The organism is Microbacterium shaanxiense (assembly GCF_054779995.1).
The window spans coordinates 385,842-403,224 of record NZ_BAAGXE010000002.1 but is presented as its reverse complement, the minus strand read 5'-3'; the positions used below and the strand labels follow the sequence as shown (position 1 = coordinate 403,224).

Genomic DNA, 17,383 nt, shown 5'->3' with positions numbered 1-17,383 from the left:
GCAGATGCCTTATTTCCGTGCCCCGGCCGCCTCATACGGCAGCGTCGATGAGCACCTCAGCCGCGCCTCGCGCCTGCGCCGCGACCCGGGGATCGGCGGAGATCGCTGCCGTGCTCTGCGCTCCTTCGGCGAGGATGGACAGTTGTGCGGCGAGGATCTCGGATGCACCTGTCTGCGCGACGAGTCCGGTCATGTACTCCTGGAACGACGCCTTGTGCTCGCGCACGATCCGGGCCACCTCGGGTACTGTGCCGCCGAGTTCACCGAACGCGTTGATGAACGCGCAACCACGGAAATCGTCGGTGCTGAACCAGTCCTGCAGGAAGTCGTACACGGCGAGCAGACGCGCGCGGGGATCGTCACCGGCGGCCTGCACCGCGCTCGTCACCATGCTCTCCCACTCATCGTGCTTGCGGGCGAGCACCGCCTTGATGATGTCGTTCTTCGAGGGGAACAGCGCGTACACCCGCTTGAGGGAGACGCCCGCCGCCGCACGCAGCTCATCCATGCCGACAGCGGCGTAGCCCTTGGCGTAGTAGAGCTCCTCGGCCGCGTCGAGGATGCGTTCGCGCGACTTGTCTGAATCCATATCCCGATTGTACTTGACATGAGAACGATCGTTCTCTACATTTGTGATCAACGGCGGAGAACGATCGTTCTCCACTCTCTTCCAGAAAGGCAGAACCATGGGGTACATCAACGTCGGCACCGAGAACTCCGCTCCGATCGAGCTCTACTACGAAGATCAGGGCGCCGGCCAGCCGGTCGTCCTCATCCACGGCTACCCGCTGAACGGCCACAGCTGGGAGCGTCAGACGCGCGAACTGCTCGCGAACGGCTACCGCGTCATCACCTACGACCGCCGCGGGTTCGGGCAGTCGTCCAAGGTGGGCACCGGGTACGACTACGACACGTTCGCCGCCGACCTGAACACCGTGCTCGAGACCCTCGATCTGCGCGAGGTCGTACTCGTCGGATTCTCGATGGGAACGGGTGAGCTCGCCCGCTACGTGTCGCGCTACGGGCACGAGCGGGTCGCGAAGCTCGCCTTCCTCGCGTCGCTCGAGCCGTTCCTCGTGCAGCGCGACGACAACCCGGACGGCGTGCCTCAGGACGTCTTCGACGGGATCGAGGCTGCCGCGAAGGGCGATCGGTTCGCCTGGTACGCGGACTTCTACAAGAACTTCTACAACCTCGATGAGAACCTCGGAACCCGCATCAGCCAGCAGGCGGTCGACGGCAGCTGGAATGTCGCGATCGGCAGCGCACCGGTCGCCGCCTACGCCGTGGTCTCCGCATGGATCGAGGACTTCCGCGGCGATGTGGAAGCGGTCCGTGCGGCCGGCAAGCCGACGCTGATCCTGCACGGCACGGCGGACAACATCCTGCCGATCGACGCCACCGCGCGACGCTTCCACCAGGCGGTGCCCGATGCCGAGTACGTCGAGGTCGAAGGCGCCCCGCACGGCCTGCTGTGGACGCACGCCGACGAGGTCAACGCCGCGCTGAGCGCATTCCTCGACAAGTAAGGACCCTGTGACGCCGACTCCGGTGGCCGATGCTCAACAGCGCGGCCGCCGGAGTCGCGCGGCTCAGGGGGTCATCCGGTCGGTGCGCGCTCCGCGGCCCACTCCGTTCACTGTCAGCAGCGTTCCCGTGTCCGTGAACTCCTGCAGGATCTCGTTCTGACGTTGCGACCCGTCGCGATGGGTGAGCAGGCTCACGACCACCGCCACGATCGTGGCCGCGATGAATCCGGGCAGCAGTTCGTAGAGCCCTGGCCAGATCGCCTTGAACAGGAAGACACCGGCCGCACCGACGAACATGCCGGCGAGTGCGCCCCAGTTCGTGAGCTTGCGCCAGAACAGGCTGAGCAGGATCAGCGGACCGAAGGCCGCACCGAAGCCCGCCCATGCGAACGACACGAGTCCGAGGATCGTGTCGTTCGGGACGAGGGCGAGCAGTGCGGCGATGATGCCGACGCCGAGCACCGTCATCCGCCCGAGCAGCACCAGCAGCTTCGGGGACGGCTCCTTCTTCACGACCTTGAACAGGTCCTCCACGAGCGCGGACGACGCGACGATCAGTTGGCTGGAGATCGTGCTCATGATCGCCGCCAGCACGGCGGCGAGCACGAGCCCCGCGACGAAGGGATGCAGCAGCGTCTGCGACATGACCAGCACGACCGTCTCGGGGTTGGTGAGGTCGATGCCCTTCTGCGCCATGTAGGCGATGCCGATCATGCCGGAGAACACCGCTCCGACCAGGGAGATGATCATCCAGGTCATTCCGATGCGGCGAGCGGTCTTCGCCTCGCCAGGATTGCGCAACGCCATGAACCGCACGATGATGTGCGGCTGACCGAAGTAGCCGAGGCCCCAGGCGAGGCCCGAGACGATCGTCAGCACCACCCCACCGGTCAACGCCGTACCGCCGATGAGCGACAGGTGGTTCGGCGCGAGGTCGTCGATGTAGCCGCCGACCTCGCCGAAACCGCCGATGGCGATGACGGCGGCGACCGGGATGACGATGAGCGCGATGACCATCATCAGCCCCTGCACGACGTCGGTGAACGACGCCCCGAGGAAGCCGCCGAACAGCGTGTAGAGCAGCGTGACGCCGCCGACCAGAGCAATGCCGAGCAGATAGTCGGAGTTGAAGGACGTCTCGAAGAAGAAGCCACCGGCGACCATGCCGCTGGAGATGTACAGCGTGAAGAACACGAGGATCACGACGCCGGCGAGGATGCGGAGCAGCCGTGACGAGTCGCGCAGCCGGTTCTCGAAGAAGCTCGGCACGGTGATCGAGTTGCGCGAGACCTGCGTGTACGCGCGCAGCCGCGGAGCGACCAGCAGCCAGTTCAAGTAGGCGCCGATCGTGAGACCGACGGCGATCCACGCCTCGATCAGACCCGACAGGTAGATGGCGCCGGGAAGGCCCATCACCAGCCAGCCGGACATGTCCGACGCCCCGGCGCTGAGCGCCGCGACCCACGGCGGCAGGTTCCTCCCGCCGAGCATGTAGTCCTCGTGGTCGGTGGTCCGGCGAAACGCCAGGTAGCCGATGGCGAGCATGGCAGCGAAGTAGAGGCCCAGCGCGATGAAGATGAAAATCTGGTCGGACATCGTCGTCCTTTCGTGGAGGTCGGTCCCCCGATACTGACAGGGACGGATGCGGGGTGCTACCCCGTCCGGCGCGGCTCGGCCGGGATCACCCTCCCAGCAGTGACCCCCGCACCGACGGGCGCGCGACGTCCGGAGTGAGCACCGCGAGCACGCGCACCAGCGTCGTGAGCCAGAGCAGCCCGAGCCCGATCACGATCACCTCGAGCACGGTGATCGAGTAGAGATGGAAGCTGTCGGCCAGCACGAACGCGATGACGAGCAGCAGGGCAACGCCCACCGTCGTCAGCAGCAGCGGCCGTGGCGGCCCCGGCATCACGGTGGTCGTGAGGACGCCCGACGCGACGAACAGCACCAGCGCGGAGACGGCGGCGATGTTGTGGATGACGACGATGTTCTCCTGCGGGAACAGCCCCACCCCGGCGAGCGCGACACCGGTCGCCGCCCACAGCACGACGACCCACGCGATCCGTCCCAGCGCCGCGTCGCCCAGGACGCGATGCAGGTCGCGGCCGATGTACGACCCGACCGTCGCGATGAGGATGCCGGCGACGACGAGCGTGCCGTTGAACACCCAGGAGCCGACCCCGATGCCGAGCTGTGAGAAGTTCGTCTCCCACCACTGCGGATCTGCGGCGGTGAGCATGGCGAAGAGCGTGCCGATGACGAGGTAGCTGAAGAGAAGCGTGGCGAGGTCGGCGGTTCGCAGGCCGATCCCCGCGTCGAACGTCAGCCTGCCGCCGACGGCACTCGCGACCCCCGTGATGATGCCTCCGCCGAGCGCCGGCAGCTCGAGTCCTTGAAGACCGACGCCGAGCACTTCACTCGCGAGCAGCACGCCCAGTGCGGTCACCCCGGCGAACGCCACCGTCAACGCCACGGCCGACGACGCCGAGATGATCACCTGCCACACCGGCATCGACGCGTGCTCGCCTCTTCGGTGCAGGAAGGTGCTGACGACGAAGGATGCCGCGGCGACGACACCGGCGACGAGTGCTGCCGGCAGGCTGACGGATCCGTCACCGGCGATCGGCCGTGGATTGCCCCACAGCACCGCCGTGCCGATGCCGGTGCCGACCAGGAAGCAGATGACGGTGGCCCAGATCGCTCGGGATTCCTGCCGCATCCTGCGCTCCTGGTCCATGCCTCCATCGAACCACGGGTCGGCGACGTTCCGATCCCGGCCGATGCGACCCCGAAGGATTCAGCCGCGCATCGCGACGCCGCGGCGCCAGTACCCCATGAACGCCACCTGCGATCGGTCGATGCCGAGATCCTTCACCAGATGCCTGCGCAACGTCGTGACGACTCCGCTCTCGCCCGCGATCCAGAAGTACCGCTCGTCGGCGACCGCACCGACCACGTCTTCGCCGCCGCCCGAGTAGACCGGGGTCTCCCAGACGAGCTCCTCGCCCTCGGCATCCTGCACGACGATCTCGGTGTGGCCGGTGTCGCCCAGGCAGTCGAGCACGGTGGGGATCAGGCGCAGCCCGTGAGCCGCATCCCCCCGCGGCAGCCAGTGCACCTCCACCCCCTCCGGCGCATCGATCGGAAGGACGTCATCCGCTGTGGGCACCTCGATGAACGCGAGACCGCGCAGGCTCCGCGGTGCGTCCTCCAGGATGCGGGCGATCGCCGGGGCCGCGGTCTCGTCGCCGACCAGCATCACGGATGACGCCGCCCCCGGCGCGTACTCGATGCCGCTGCGGTCCTCCCGTCCGCGGCGCGGACCGACCATCCACAATTCGTCCCCCCGCGACGCGTTACTCGCCCACAGCGACGCCGGGCCGGTGAGCCCCGGCGCGAGGTGCAGTACGAAATCGACGACGACTTCGGTGCCGGCATCCGAGACATCGAGTGAGCGCACCGAGTAGGTGCGCATCGACCCGCGCTGCTCCTCCGGTACCGCGAGATATCCGCCCCACCAGTCGTCGGCGTCGCGATCGAGGTCGGGAAGGATGCCGGACGCGGGCGGGAAGACCAGCTTGATCCGCGCGTCGAAGACATCGCCAGGGGTGCCGAACTCCTCGAGGTCGAGCCCGCCGAACGTGACGCGCACGAAGTTCGGCGAAAGCCGTTCGACTGCGCGCACCTCGGCGCGGGCGAGGACATAGGAGGGGCGCTGCGTGGTGGTGGTGCCAGCGGACATGATGCCTTCCGATCGGCGTGAGTATCGGCTTCGCCTGCGGTGTACGGGCATTTGCCAGCGACGAATCGGGCCGACTAGGATCTAGGCAAGCCTACCCTAAGTCAGCGTCAGTGCTGCGTGGGGACATCCGTGCGCGGCTCATCCGCGGCATCCCTGGCTCCCCCTCGATCGAACTGGAGTTCACCTTGCGCACTCGCTCCCGGTATGCGGCCGTCGCAGCCATCGCGGCCTCCGCGGCCCTCGTCCTCTCCGCATGCGGCGGCACGCCGGAATCGGAGACCGACGGCACCGCACAGTCCTCGGGCGACTATCCGATCACGATCGAGCACGCTCTCGGCACGACCACGCTCGACGAGAAGCCCGAGCGCGTGGCCACGGTCCAGTGGGCCAACCACGAGGTTCCCCTCGCACTCGGCGTCGTGCCGGTCGGCATGGCTGCGGCGAACTTCGGCGATGACGACGGCGACGGACTGCTGCCCTGGGTCAAGGAGAAGCTCGACGAACTGGGCGCCGACACCCCCGTGCTGTTCGACGAGACCGACGGCATCGACTTCGAGGCCGTCGCGGACACCGACCCCGATGTCATCCTCGCGTCATACTCCGGCCTGACGCAGGAGGACTACGACACGCTGAGCGAGATCGCGCCCGTCGTCGCGTACCCCGAGGGCCCATGGGCGACCTCGTGGCAGGACGTCATCGAGTACAACGCACTGGGCATGGGCATGGGCGCCGAGGGCGAAGAGCTCATCGCCGACATCGAGCAGGAGATCACGGACTCACTCGCCGAGTACCCGCAGCTCGAGGGGAAGTCCACCATGTTCCTCACGCACGTCGACCCCGCTGACCTGAGCACCGTGAACTTCTACACCGCGAACGACACCCGCGCCGCGTTCTTCGAAGACCTCGGACTCGGAACGCCCGCGGCAGTGGAGGAGGGATCCGCGAGTGGCGAGTTCTCCGGCAAGATCAGCGCCGAGCAGGTGGATGTCTTCGATGATGTCGAGGTGATCGTGACGTACGGCGACCAGGAACTGGTGGACGTGCTCGAGGCCGATCCGCTCCTGTCTCAGATGCCGGCGGTCAAGAACGGGGCGATCGTGTCGCTGGACGGTGCAGGTTCGCTGGGGACCGCCGCCAACCCGACGCCGCTGGCGATCTCGTGGGTGCTCGACGACTACCTCGCGCTCCTCGCGGATGCCGCAGACAAGGTGAAGTGACGCACCTGGAAGACCAGAGCGCTGTGGGCGTCGCCGTCGTGCGACGCCCACAGCGCGTTCGCCTGCTCTGGCTGATCGCGGTCGTCATCGTGCTGATCCTGCTCTTCGCGGCATCCGTCGCGATCGGGTCGCGCGACGTCACCTGGGCGGACATCGTCGCCGGCCTCTCCGGCTCGACCGACAGCATCAGCGAGGCCGCGGTGGTCAAACGCGCCCCGCGCACCATGCTCGCCGTGCTCGTCGGAGCCGCTCTGGCACTGTCGGGCGCGGTCATGCAGGGCGTGACCCGCAACCCGCTCGCCGATCCCGGCATCCTCGGCGTCAACATGGGCGCCTCACTGGCCATCGTCACCGGCATCGCCTGGTTCGGGCTCTCCTCCGCCGACGGCTACCTCTGGGTGGCGATCATCGGCGCCGGCGCAGCCGCCGTCTTCGTCTACACGGTGGGCTCGCTCGGTCGCGGTGGAGCCACGCCCCTCAAACTCGCTCTCGCAGGCGCCGCCACCTCCGCCGCGCTCGCATCCTTCGTCACCGCCGTCTACCTGCCCCGTGGCGACATCTCCGGTGTCGTGCGCTCCTGGCTCGTCGGCGGCGTCGGCGGCGCCTCCTGGACGTCGATCCAGCAGATGCTCCCCTTCCTCGTGGTCGGCGCCGCCATCACGCTGCTCTCCGCCCGAGGTCTCAATTCCCTCGCACTCGGAGACGACCTCGCGGCCGGTCTCGGCGAGCGCGTCGCCGTCGTGCGCGCGTCCTCCGCGCTCGGCGCCGTTCTCCTGTGCGGGGCTGCGACCGCCATCGCGGGTCCGATCGCGTTCGTCGGACTCATGATCCCGCACGCCTGCCGTCTGCTCGTGGGCGTCGACCACCGCTGGTTACTGCCCTTCTCGGCGCTCAGCGGAGCGTGCCTCGTCGTGGCGGCCGACATCCTCGGGCGGATCGTGGCCCGCCCGGGCGAGATCGACGTCGGCATCATCACGGCCGTCGTCGGCGCCCCGGTCTTCATCGCCATCGTCCGCCGCCAGAAGGTGCGTGCGCTGTGACCGTTCAGACATCGACGCACTCGCCCGCCACGAGCATGGACGACGTCGCGACCGCGATCGCACGCGGCCGCGGTCGCCGCCACCGTCGGCGCCGTGGCGTGATCGTGGTGCTCACCACCCTCATCGTGCTGATGTTCGCCGTCTCGCTCATGGTCGGCAACACCTTCTATCCGCTCGGCGACGTCATCGGCGTGATCCTCGGGCAGGACGTCGACGGCGCGACGTTCACCGTCGGTCGCCTCCGTCTGCCGCGTGCCGTGCTGGCGGTGATCGTCGGGCTCAGCTTCGGCGTCGCCGGCGTCACCTTCCAGACCATGCTGCGCAATCCGCTCGCGAGTCCCGACATCATCGGCATCAGTGCCGGGGCCAGTGCCGCGGCGGCCTTCGCCATCATCGTCCTCGGCCTGAGCGGGACGATGGTCTCCGTCTTCGCGATCGTCGCAGGACTGGTCGTGACGGTCGTCATCTACCTGCTGTCGACCAGTTCGGGTTCGGCGGGCACCCGGCTCATCCTGATCGGCATCGGCATCGCGGCGATGCTCGACGCCCTCACGCAGTACGTGCTCTCGCGCGCCGGTCAGTGGGAGCTGCAGGAGGCGCTGCGCTGGCTGACCGGAAGCCTCAACGGCAGCACCTGGAACCAGGTGCTGCCCACACTCGCCGCGCTCATCGTCCTCGGTGCGCTGCTGCTCAGCCGGTCGCGCGATCTCGACGCGATGCGCCTCGGTGAGGACACGGCCTCCGCTCTCGGCGTGCGCGTCGACCGCACCAGACTCATCGTCGTGATCGCCGCGGTCGGACTGATCGCCTTCGCCACGGCCGCCACCGGGCCGATCGCCTTCGTGGCCTTCCTGTCCGGGCCGATCGCCGCTCGGATCGTCGGCCCGCACGGATCGATGCTCATCCCCTCGGCGCTCGTGGGCGCACTGCTCGTGCTCGTCGCCGACTTCGTCGGACAGAACCTCGTCGGGATGCGCTACCCCGTCGGCATCGTCACCGGCATACTCGGCGCCCCGTACCTCGTGTATCTCATCATCCGCACCAACCGCGCGGGAGGGTCGCTATGACCGCATCGCACACACTCGTCGCCGAACAGCTCACTCTGGGATACGGCGATCGGAGCGTGATCGAGGAGCTCGATCTGTCCGTTCCGCCAGGGAAGATCACCACGATCGTCGGCCCGAACGCGTGCGGCAAGTCCACCCTGCTGCGCTCGATGTCACGGCTGCTGGCTCCGCGCACGGGCCAGGTCGTCCTCGACGGCGCGTCGGTGCACCGGATGCCGGCGAAGCAGCTCGCACGCACGCTCGGCCTGCTGCCGCAGTCGCCGATCGCTCCGGAGGGCATCACCGTCGCCGACCTGGTCGGACGCGGACGGCATCCGCATCAGGGCATCTTCACGCGCTGGACCCGCGAGGACGACGAGGCCGTGGCCGAGGCGCTGCTGGCGACCGACACCGTCGCGCTCGCGGACCGCGCTGTGGACGAGCTCTCCGGAGGGCAGCGCCAGCGCGTGTGGATCGCGATGGCACTCGCGCAGCACACCGATCTGCTGCTGCTGGACGAGCCGACGACCTTCCTCGACGTGAGTCATCAGGTCGAGGTGCTGGATCTGCTCACCGATCTGAACCGGCGTCGCGGAACGACGATCGTCATGGTGCTGCACGATCTGAACCTCGCCGCCCGTTACGCGGATCACCTCATCGCGCTCAACGGCGGACGCGTGCATTCGGCAGGCGATCCGACGAGCGTGCTGACGCCGACGATGGTGCAGTCCGTGTTCGGCATCGAGAGTCAGGTGATCGTCGATCCGACCTCCGGCAAGCCGCTGATGCTGCCGATCGGGCGGCATCACATGCGGCAGCCGTAGAGCCTCACGGGGCCGGGACGGCCTCTTCGAGCAGCGGGGTCAGGTTCTCGACGGTGTAGAGCGCCGCCTGAGGGGACCCGAGCGAGTACGCAGCCGAGATGTCGCCGTCGATGACGATGGCGCGGTTCTCCTCCACGGCGCTGAGCTTGCGCCACTGCGGGTCGTCGGTGATCTCGGTGGTCTCGATGTAGATCGGGAAGGCGACGATCAGGTCTGCCTCCATCGCGTCCAGTTCCTCGCTGGAGATCGAGACCGAGAAGCCCCCCGAGTTGACCGGGATCTCCTGGATCGTCGGGTTCTGCACGAAGCCGAAGCGCTCCATGGTCTCGACCCGGTTGCTCCCTTCGATGTACGCGCCCCAGCCCTCGCTGGTCCTCGTGGCGGCCGTCACCGTCTTGCCCTGCCATTCCGGATGCGCCTCGGCGGCCTCCGTGTAGGCGGTCTCGATCTCGTCCAGCAGCGCTTCGCCCTCTTCCGGCACGCCGAGAGCGGTCGAGATCATCTCCACCTGCTGCTGCTGGGTCGTCAGGTAGCTTTCGCCGCCCTCCGGAACGCTGACGGTCGTCGCGATCTCGGCCAGGCGGTCGTAGCGATCCTGGTCACCGCTGCCGCGCACGTCGAGGATGAGGTCGGGCTCGAGCGCCGCGATGGCCTCGTAGGACGGTTCGAGCGTGTCGATGATCTCCGGGGAGGTGTCGTAGAGGCCCTCCGCCCACGGTCCGACGCCGTCGCCGCCGAAGGCCAGCCAGTCCGACGCCCCGACGGGCTGGACGCCGAATGCGAGCGCCGTCTCGGCGTCGCCCCACCCGAGGGCGACGACTCGCTGCGGCGCGCTCTCGATCGTGATGTCTCCGAAAGCGGTCTCCACGGTCTGCGGGAACGATCCTGTCGTCGAGGTCTCGCCGGTCGGCTCCTCCTTGTCCGCGCCGGCGGAGCTCGCACATCCCGTCAGCGTCACTGCCAGAAGGGCGACGACCGCCGCGAACTTGTGCCTCGAGTTCATCCGTTGCTGCCTTTCAGGCTCATCTCCGGGTCGTGGGCCGTCTGCCCACCCCATTCTTCATCCAGCTTAGGTTAGCCTAAGCTGGATGAGTGACCCCACCGTCGATCGCACGCGCGAGCTCCGCAGGCGGTGCATCCGCAGCCGAGCGACCGCCGCGCGGACGACGCCTCCTGGGATTGCTGGTCATCGCGATCCTGCTCGTCACCGTCACCATGCTCAGTCTGATGATCGGGGCTCGCGACGTGCCGCTGCGGGTCGTCTGGGAGACGCTGATCGGCTTCTCAGCCGATCGCGACGCCGAGACGGTGCTCGGGCTGCGCATTCCCCGCACCGTCCTCGGACTGCTGGTGGGCGCAGGGCTCGGAGTCGCCGGAGCGCTGATCCAGGCGGTGACACGCAATCCGCTCGCCGATCCCGGCATCCTCGGCGTGAACGCCGGCTCCGCATTCGCGGTCGCGATCGCCGTCGGAGTGTTCGGGATCACGTCCCCACCCGCGTACCTGTGGTTCGCGTTCGGCGGCGCCCTGGTCACGACGATCGTGGTGTACCTCATCGGGTCGGCGGGACGAGCATCGATCAGCCCCGCGCGCATAACCCTGGCCGGGGTCGCGATCGGCGCCGTGCTGGCCGGCATCACCTCCGCCATGGTGCTCGCCGATCCGAAGGGCTTCAACGCGATGCGAGCGTGGGAGTCGGGCGCGATCGCCGATCGGGGATGGGAAGTCGTCGCTGGGACAGCGCCGTATCTCGCCGTCGGTCTCGTGCTCGCCCTGCTGCTGGGACGCTCCCTCAATGCGGTCGCGCTCGGAGACGATCTCGCCCGCGCTCTCGGATCGAGCGTGCCGAGCACTCGGATCCTGGCGATCGTCGCGGTCACGCTGCTGTGCGGAACCGCCACCGCCATGGCCGGTCCGATCGTGTTCGTCGGGCTCATGATCCCGCATCTCGCCCGGTGGATCGTCGGTCCGGATCAGCGGTGGATCATCGCCTACTCGATGCTGCTCGCACCCATCCTGCTGGTCGCCGCCGACGTCCTCGGCCGCATCCTGCTGCGCCCCGGTGAGATACCGGTGGGCATCGTGACGGCGTTCCTCGGAGCGCCGGTGCTGATCCTCCTCGTCCGCACGCAGAGGGCGAGCGCGCTGTGACGGTCAGCACTCGCACGCCGCGCCGCAGGCGCGTGCCGGACGGCCATCTCGCGCTGCCGGTTCCCGGCGGACGCATACCGATCCCGCGGCGGGGTCTCCTCGTCGGCACGATCGCGTCGTCGGCCATCATCGTCGTCGCCGTGACCGCCCTGACCCTCGGGGATTACCCGCTCACCGTGCCCGAGGTGATCGCGGCGCTGTTCAGCGACCAGGGGTTCGCGAGCAGGATCGTCGGAGAATGGCGTCTTCCCCGGATCGTGGCGGCCATCGTCTTCGGTGCGGCGCTCGGAGCCTCGGGCGCGCTCTTCCAGACACTGACGCGGAACCCGCTCGGCTCTCCAGACATCATCGGGTTCTCCACCGGCGCGTACACGGGAGCGATCCTCGTGATCACGATCGCGGGCGGCGGATTCATCGCCGTCTCAGCGGGCGCCCTGGCAGGCGGACTCGCGACCGCCGCCGTCGTCTACGTGCTGGCATGGCGCAACGGAGTGCAGGGATTCCGCCTCATCATCGTCGGAATCGCCGTCACCGCTCTGCTCAGCAGCGTGAACACCTTCCTCCTCCTCCGAGCGCAGACCGAGGTCGCGATGAGCGCTGCCATCTGGGGCGCCGGTTCGCTCTCGCTCGTCGGCTGGGATCAGATCGCGGTCACCGCGATCCCCCTCCTGCTGCTCGCCGTCGGCACCATGATCGTCGTCCGACCGCTGCGACAGCTCGAGCTCGGCGACGACGCGGCGCACGCTCACGGAGTGCGCCCCGAACCCGTGCGCCTGCTGGTCATGGTGGTCGGCGTCGCCCTCATCGCGATCGTCACCGCGGCCTCCGGTCCGATCGCCTTCATCGCCCTCGCCGCGCCTCAGATCGCCCGCAGGTTGAGCGCCAGCGCCGGAATCCCGGTGGCAGGATCGGCGATCGTCGGGGCGTTCCTCCTGCTCGCCGCCGACGTCATCGGCCAGCATGTCGTCCCCGGGTCGGCTCCCGTCGGCATCGTCACGGTCGTGATCGGCGGCATCTATCTCATCGCACTGCTCGTCAACGAAGCACGAAGGCAACTGTAGACATGACCGCACCGGATACTCGCCTCCACGCCGACGATCTCACCCTGGCCTACGATCGTCGGGTCGTCTCGGAACAACTGTCCATCAGCATCCCGGATCAGTCGTTCACCGTGATCGTCGGGCCGAACGCATGCGGGAAGTCCACCCTGCTGCGCGCTCTGTCGCGTCTGCTGCTCCCGAGCAGAGGAGAGGTCGTGCTGGACGGCAAGGCGATCTCGTCGTACCGGGCGAAGGAGGCCGCGCGCATCATCGGGCTGCTTCCGCAGAGCTCGATCTCCCCGGAGGGCATCACGGTCGTCGACCTCGTCGGACGTGGCCGATATCCGCACCAGGGACTCATCCGGCAGTGGACCGACCAGGATCAGGATGCCGTCGAGGCCGCGATGCTCGCGACGAACATCGTCGATCTGCGGGCCCGACAGGTGGACGAGCTCTCCGGCGGTCAGCGGCAGCGTGTCTGGGCGGCGATGGCGCTGGCGCAGCAGACGCCGATCCTGCTCCTCGATGAGCCGACAACGTTCCTGGACATCGCCCACCAGATCGAGCTCCTCGACCTGTTCGCAGATCTGCACTCGGCGGGGAACACCCTCGTCGCGGTCCTGCACGACCTCAACCACGCGTCCAGGTACGCCACCCACCTCGTGGCGATGCGGGACGGGAGGGTCATCGCCGAGGGCGCACCGAAGGAGATCGTGACGTCGACGCTCGTGCGCGAGGTGTTCGGTCTGGAGTGCCGGGTCATCGAGGATCCGGCGACGGGCACGCCCATGGTCGTTCCCGAATCGAGAGCGGTGCGGACCGCGCGCGTGTGAACGTGTTGCCTGACGTCGACGCCCCCGCTCGGCGTCGACGCCCCCTCTGAACCACGCAGACCGGAGGGGGCGTCGGCGCCCGAAGGGGGCGTCGATGCCCACCGGCACCAGCGCTAACGTGGGGTCATGCGGATGACGTCGGCGGTGCGCAGCGCGAAGCGCGCACCCTTGCTGCAGGTCGTGAAGTCGGCGGTGGCGACGATCGGCGCCTGGCTGATCGCCGGCTGGCTGGTGCCAGGACCGCTGCCGGTGTTCGCGGCGATCGCCGCACTGCTCGTGGTGCTGCCGAGCGTGAACCAGTCGTTCACGAAGGCGATAGAGCGCAGCGCCGGGGTGATCGTCGGCGTCGTGATCGCCACGGGACTCAGCCTGCTGCTGGGACCGCAGAGCTGGGTGGTCCTGCTCGCGATCGTGGTCGCGATGCTGGTGGCATGGGTGTTCCGTGCGACACCGGGGATGGGGAATCAGGTCGCGATCTCGGCCATGCTGGTGCTCGCGCTGGGTTCATCCAGCCCCCAGTACGCCCTGGACCGCATCATCGAGACGCTGATCGGCGTCGCGATCGGCATCATCGTCAACGCGCTGATCGTGCCCCCTGTGCTCACCGAGCCGGCACGGCGGGATCTCGGCCTGCTGGGCACGGAGATCGCCGCGAGTCTCGACCGGCTGGCCTCGGCGCTGCCGACTGCGCAGACGCCCGCTCAGCTTCAGGGATTGATGGTGGAGGCGCGACTGCTGCGCCCGATGCGCGATGCCGCCGAAGCATCCATCACCGCGGGCGAGGAATCGCTCACGCTCAATCCTCGCCGTTCGCAGCGCGGCGACCTCGCCGAGATGCGCGCGCTTCTGGACAGGCTCTCCCCGATCGTCACGCAGGTGATCGGGATGACGCGAGCGTACTTCGACCACTACGACGACACTCTTGCCGACGAACCGACGGTGCATGCGATCGCCGAGCAGCTTCGCCGGGCGGGCCACGATGTGCGCCTTGCCGTGCAGGTCGCCGACGTCGCACCCGAACCGTCATCGGAGACCTCGGCGATCCCGGCGCTGACCGCTCCGCTGCGGGTGAAGCCACCGGCATCCGGTCACTGGATCCTGATCGGATCGCTCATGGAGGATCTGCGGCGCATCCGCGACGAGCTCGTCGGCGAGGACTGACGCGTCGACGCGGGTACACCCGTCAGTGGATTTCACGGATGTCAGCCGAAACCGGCCGATCTGTGCTGACATCTGTGTTCTGGACTGACATCTGTCACCGGGGCGCCGGTCGTACGCTGGAATCATGGCCGACACGATGACCGTCCCCGAGGTGCTCAGCGAGCTCGCGGCGCTCGAGGATCCGAAGATGCGAGCCGCGAACGAGAAGCGCGGCGACGACCACGGCATCAACCTGTCGAAGATGCGGGGGCTCGCGAAGCAGATCAAGACGAACCATCCTCTGGCGAAAGAGCTGTGGTCGACCGGCGAGACCGCGCCGCGCCTGCTCGCGATGCTGATCTGCACGCCGCGCGCCTTCACAGCGGACGAGCTCGACGCGATGCTGCGTGAGACGCATCCGCCGAAGGTCAACGACTGGTTCGTGAACTACATAGCCAAGAAGTCGCCGCTCGCCGAGCAGATGCGTCAGCGGTGGTTCGACGACAGCGATCCGACGGTCGCCGCCGCCGCGTGGTCACTGACCAGCGAACGCGTCGCGAAGAACCCCGAAGGCGTCGACCTCGAGGATCTGCTCGACCGCATCGAGCGCGGCATGAAGGATGCGCCGGCACGGCCGCAGTGGTCGATGAACGAGACGCTCGCGCAGATCGGCATCCATCATCCGCACCTGCGCGCCCGCGCGCTGGAGATCGGTGACCGGCTGCAGGTTCTCGCCGACTACCCGACCGCGCCCGGGTGCACCTCGCCGTTCGCGCCGATCTGGATCAACGAGATCGTCAGACGCCGCGAGGGCTGACTCTAGGCTGAGTGCATGAGCACGCACATCGCCGCCGAGCCCGGTCAGATCGCCCCCATCGTCCTGTTCCCCGGCGATCCGCTGCGCGCCAAGTGGATCGCCGAAACCTTCCTCACGGATGCGCAGCTCTATTCGGAGACGCGCGGGATGCTGGGGTTCACCGGCACCTGGAACGGGCACCGAGTCTCGGTGCAGGGGTCGGGCATGGGCCAGCCGTCCATGGCGATCTATGCGACCGAGCTGTTCAAGGACTATGACGTGCAGACGATCGTGCGGGTCGGCTCGTGCGGAGCGCTGACGGAGCGGCTCGCCGTGCGCGACATCATCATCGCGAACGGCGCCTGCACGGATTCCGGCATCAACCGCGTGCGGTTCAACGGACTCGACTACGCCCCGGTCGCCGACTTCTCGCTGCTGCGCGCGGCGGTCGAGGCGAGTGAGACCATGTCGCTGGATGCCGCCGTGCACGTCGGGCTGCTGTTCTCGAGCGACCAGTTCTACAGCACGCGGCCCGAGCTGACCGAGCCGTTCGTCGCCCACGGTGCACTGGGCGTCGAGATGGAGACCAGCGGGCTGTACACGCTGGCGGCGTTCCACGGACGTCGGGCGCTGAGCATCTGCACCGTCTCCGATCACATCGTGACCGGCGAGGAGACCACCGCGCAGGAGCGCGAGCAGACCTTCGGCGACATGATCGAGATCTCGCTGCGCGCGGCGACGGCCTGATCCGCGGCATCCGCCCGATCGTCGAACGCGACGCTCGGTAGGCTGAATCGGATATGACAGGCACGACGTCGACACCCGGCAGTGTGATCCGGACCCCCGGGATCATCGCACTGATGTCGATGTCGGCGCTGGGCTTCGCCGGCTTCGGCGCACTCGTGTCGACGGTGCCGCTGTGGGCCGTGCGCGGCGGCGCGGACGAAGTCGGGGGCGGCCTCGTCAACGCCGTGATGATGGCCGCGACCGTCGCGGTGCAGACGACCGTACCGGCAGCACTGCGACGCTTCGGATGGACCCCGACTCTCGTGGCCGGTGTGGCGCTGCTCGGTGCACCGTCGCTGCTGCTGCTCCTCACTGATGCTCTGCCTGCGATCCTCACGATCTCCGCCGCACGCGGTGCCGGCTTCGCGGTGATCACCGTGTGCGGATCGTCCGCGGTGGCGATGCTGGTCGATCCCGCCCGCCGCGGCCGCGCGATCGGCCTCTACGGTCTGTCGATCGCCGCCCCGCAGATCTTCCTCGTGCCGACATCGGTGTGGGTCGCGGAGAACATCGGCTTCTGGGTCGTCTTCGCCATCGGAGCGGCCCCGCTGATCGCGACGGTCCCCGCTTTCCTCCTCGCCCGACGACTCGACCGGATGTCGCAGTCACCGGCAGCCGATCATGTCGCACACGGGACGAGCGCACGGGTGTGGCTCGCGCTCACCGCCCCGAGCGTGGTCCTGCTCACGATCACCGCCCCTGGTGGGGCGCTGCTCACTTTCGTGCCGCAGTTCCCCGAGGTGGGCGGCTACGCGGTCGCCGGTCTGTTCGCGCTCACGGCGTGCGCCGCGATCGCCCGCTGGCTCGTCGGCGGGCCGGCCGATCGTTTCGGGCATCTGGCGTTCCAGCCACCGTTGCTCCTGATCGGGGCGTCGGGGCTCGCACTGTGCGTGTGGTCGATGCGCGGCGGAGGAGGCGCGGCGCTGGTCGGCGGAATGGCGCTCACCGGCATCGCCTACGGCGCGCTGCAGAACGTCACTCTGATCGAGTCGTTCGCGGCGGTCGGGCCCCGCCACCGCGACGTCGCGAGCGCCGTCTGGAACATCGGCTTCGACTGCGGCACCGGCATCGGCGCGCTGGTGGTGGGCTTCATCGCCGCAGGCACCGACTTCAGTGTCGCGCTGGCCACGACTTCGGTGCTCTGCTTCATCGTCGCGATCGTCGTGCTGGTGCGCATCCTGGTCGGTCGGCGTCGCCGTGCCGGCAGTCGACCACCCGCCAGGCGCTGATGCAGCCCGC

Annotated in this window: 17 protein-coding genes; 12 read left to right on the top strand and 5 right to left on the bottom strand. The window is 68.3% G+C overall.

Annotated elements, in window-relative coordinates; translation table 11 throughout:
* Positions 1-31: 31 nt before the first annotated feature.
* Complete coding sequence (locus ACYVG2_RS06910; RefSeq protein ID WP_448966799.1) at positions 32-589, bottom strand: TetR/AcrR family transcriptional regulator; 558 nt, start codon at positions 587-589, stop codon at positions 32-34.
* Between the two features lie 97 nt (positions 590-686).
* Here ACYVG2_RS06910 and ACYVG2_RS06905 point away from each other — a divergent pair, with 97 nt between their 5' ends.
* Positions 687-1,529: an alpha/beta fold hydrolase gene (locus tag ACYVG2_RS06905; protein ID WP_460780293.1), complete on the top strand. Its 843-nt coding sequence runs from the start codon at positions 687-689 to the stop codon at positions 1,527-1,529.
* 63 nt (positions 1,530-1,592) lie between these two features.
* Here the strand turns inward: ACYVG2_RS06905 and putP are convergent, their stop codons facing one another.
* The 3 genes from putP to ACYVG2_RS06890 form a co-directional block, all read right to left on the bottom strand.
* Positions 1,593-3,125, bottom strand: a complete 1,533-nt coding sequence (gene putP / locus ACYVG2_RS06900) for a sodium/proline symporter PutP (RefSeq protein ID WP_460780292.1) — start codon at positions 3,123-3,125, stop codon at positions 1,593-1,595.
* An 85-nt stretch (positions 3,126-3,210) separates the two neighbouring features.
* Positions 3,211-4,248, bottom strand: a complete 1,038-nt coding sequence (locus ACYVG2_RS06895; RefSeq protein WP_460780291.1) for a DUF998 domain-containing protein — start codon at positions 4,246-4,248, stop codon at positions 3,211-3,213.
* A 78-nt stretch (positions 4,249-4,326) separates the two neighbouring features.
* The gene (locus ACYVG2_RS06890; protein ID WP_460780290.1) at positions 4,327-5,271 is read right to left on the bottom strand and encodes a siderophore-interacting protein; all 945 of its coding nucleotides are present in this window, start codon (positions 5,269-5,271) and stop codon (positions 4,327-4,329) included.
* Positions 5,272-5,456: 185 nt separating this feature from the next.
* Between ACYVG2_RS06890 and ACYVG2_RS06885 the strand changes: the two genes are divergently transcribed.
* From ACYVG2_RS06885 to ACYVG2_RS06870, 4 genes are read left to right on the top strand one after another with little or no spacing between them, the layout of a single operon-like run.
* Positions 5,457-6,488, top strand: a complete 1,032-nt coding sequence (locus tag ACYVG2_RS06885; RefSeq protein ID WP_460780758.1) for an iron-siderophore ABC transporter substrate-binding protein — start codon at positions 5,457-5,459, stop codon at positions 6,486-6,488.
* Positions 6,485-7,528 carry a FecCD family ABC transporter permease gene (locus ACYVG2_RS06880; RefSeq protein ID WP_460780289.1) on the top strand — a complete coding sequence of 348 codons (1,044 nt, stop codon included), beginning with the start codon at positions 6,485-6,487 and terminating at the stop codon, positions 7,526-7,528. Before ACYVG2_RS06885 ends, ACYVG2_RS06880 begins: the two co-directional genes overlap by 4 nt.
* A gap of 35 nt (positions 7,529-7,563) precedes the next feature.
* The gene (locus ACYVG2_RS06875) at positions 7,564-8,595 is read left to right on the top strand and encodes a FecCD family ABC transporter permease (protein WP_460780757.1); all 1,032 of its coding nucleotides are present in this window, start codon (positions 7,564-7,566) and stop codon (positions 8,593-8,595) included.
* On the top strand, positions 8,592-9,398 hold the full coding sequence (locus tag ACYVG2_RS06870; protein WP_460780288.1) for an ABC transporter ATP-binding protein: 807 nt from the start codon (positions 8,592-8,594) through the stop codon (positions 9,396-9,398). The genes ACYVG2_RS06875 and ACYVG2_RS06870 overlap by 4 nt, the downstream gene beginning before the upstream one ends.
* A gap of 4 nt (positions 9,399-9,402) precedes the next feature.
* Here ACYVG2_RS06870 and ACYVG2_RS06865 read toward each other — a convergent pair whose 3' ends face one another.
* On the bottom strand, positions 9,403-10,401 hold the full coding sequence (locus ACYVG2_RS06865) for an iron-siderophore ABC transporter substrate-binding protein (protein ID WP_460780287.1): 999 nt from the start codon (positions 10,399-10,401) through the stop codon (positions 9,403-9,405).
* 89 nt (positions 10,402-10,490) lie between these two features.
* On the opposite strand from ACYVG2_RS06865, the gene ACYVG2_RS06860 reads away from it, so the two are divergent.
* The 7 genes from ACYVG2_RS06860 (at position 10,491) to ACYVG2_RS06830 (ending at position 17,373) form a co-directional block, all read left to right on the top strand.
* Positions 10,491-11,549: an iron chelate uptake ABC transporter family permease subunit gene (locus ACYVG2_RS06860; RefSeq protein ID WP_460780286.1), complete on the top strand. Its 1,059-nt coding sequence runs from the start codon at positions 10,491-10,493 to the stop codon at positions 11,547-11,549.
* Complete coding sequence (locus ACYVG2_RS06855; protein ID WP_460780285.1) at positions 11,546-12,610, top strand: FecCD family ABC transporter permease; 1,065 nt, start codon at positions 11,546-11,548, stop codon at positions 12,608-12,610. Before ACYVG2_RS06860 ends, ACYVG2_RS06855 begins: the two co-directional genes overlap by 4 nt.
* Positions 12,611-12,612: 2 nt before the next feature.
* A complete protein-coding gene (locus ACYVG2_RS06850) occupies positions 12,613-13,422 on the top strand; it encodes an ABC transporter ATP-binding protein (RefSeq protein WP_460780284.1) in 810 nt (269 codons plus the stop codon).
* A 126-nt stretch (positions 13,423-13,548) separates the two neighbouring features.
* Positions 13,549-14,583 (top strand): FUSC family protein, encoded by a 1,035-nt coding sequence (locus ACYVG2_RS06845; RefSeq protein ID WP_460780283.1) that lies wholly within the window; start codon positions 13,549-13,551, stop codon positions 14,581-14,583.
* Between the two features lie 124 nt (positions 14,584-14,707).
* Positions 14,708-15,379 carry a DNA alkylation repair protein gene (locus tag ACYVG2_RS06840; RefSeq protein WP_460780282.1) on the top strand — a complete coding sequence of 224 codons (672 nt, stop codon included), beginning with the start codon at positions 14,708-14,710 and terminating at the stop codon, positions 15,377-15,379.
* A gap of 15 nt (positions 15,380-15,394) precedes the next feature.
* Positions 15,395-16,105, top strand: a complete 711-nt coding sequence (deoD, locus tag ACYVG2_RS06835; protein ID WP_460780281.1) for a purine-nucleoside phosphorylase — start codon at positions 15,395-15,397, stop codon at positions 16,103-16,105.
* A 53-nt stretch (positions 16,106-16,158) separates the two neighbouring features.
* The gene (locus ACYVG2_RS06830) at positions 16,159-17,373 is read left to right on the top strand and encodes an MFS transporter (protein ID WP_460780280.1); all 1,215 of its coding nucleotides are present in this window, start codon (positions 16,159-16,161) and stop codon (positions 17,371-17,373) included.
* Positions 17,374-17,383: the final 10 nt, after the last annotated feature.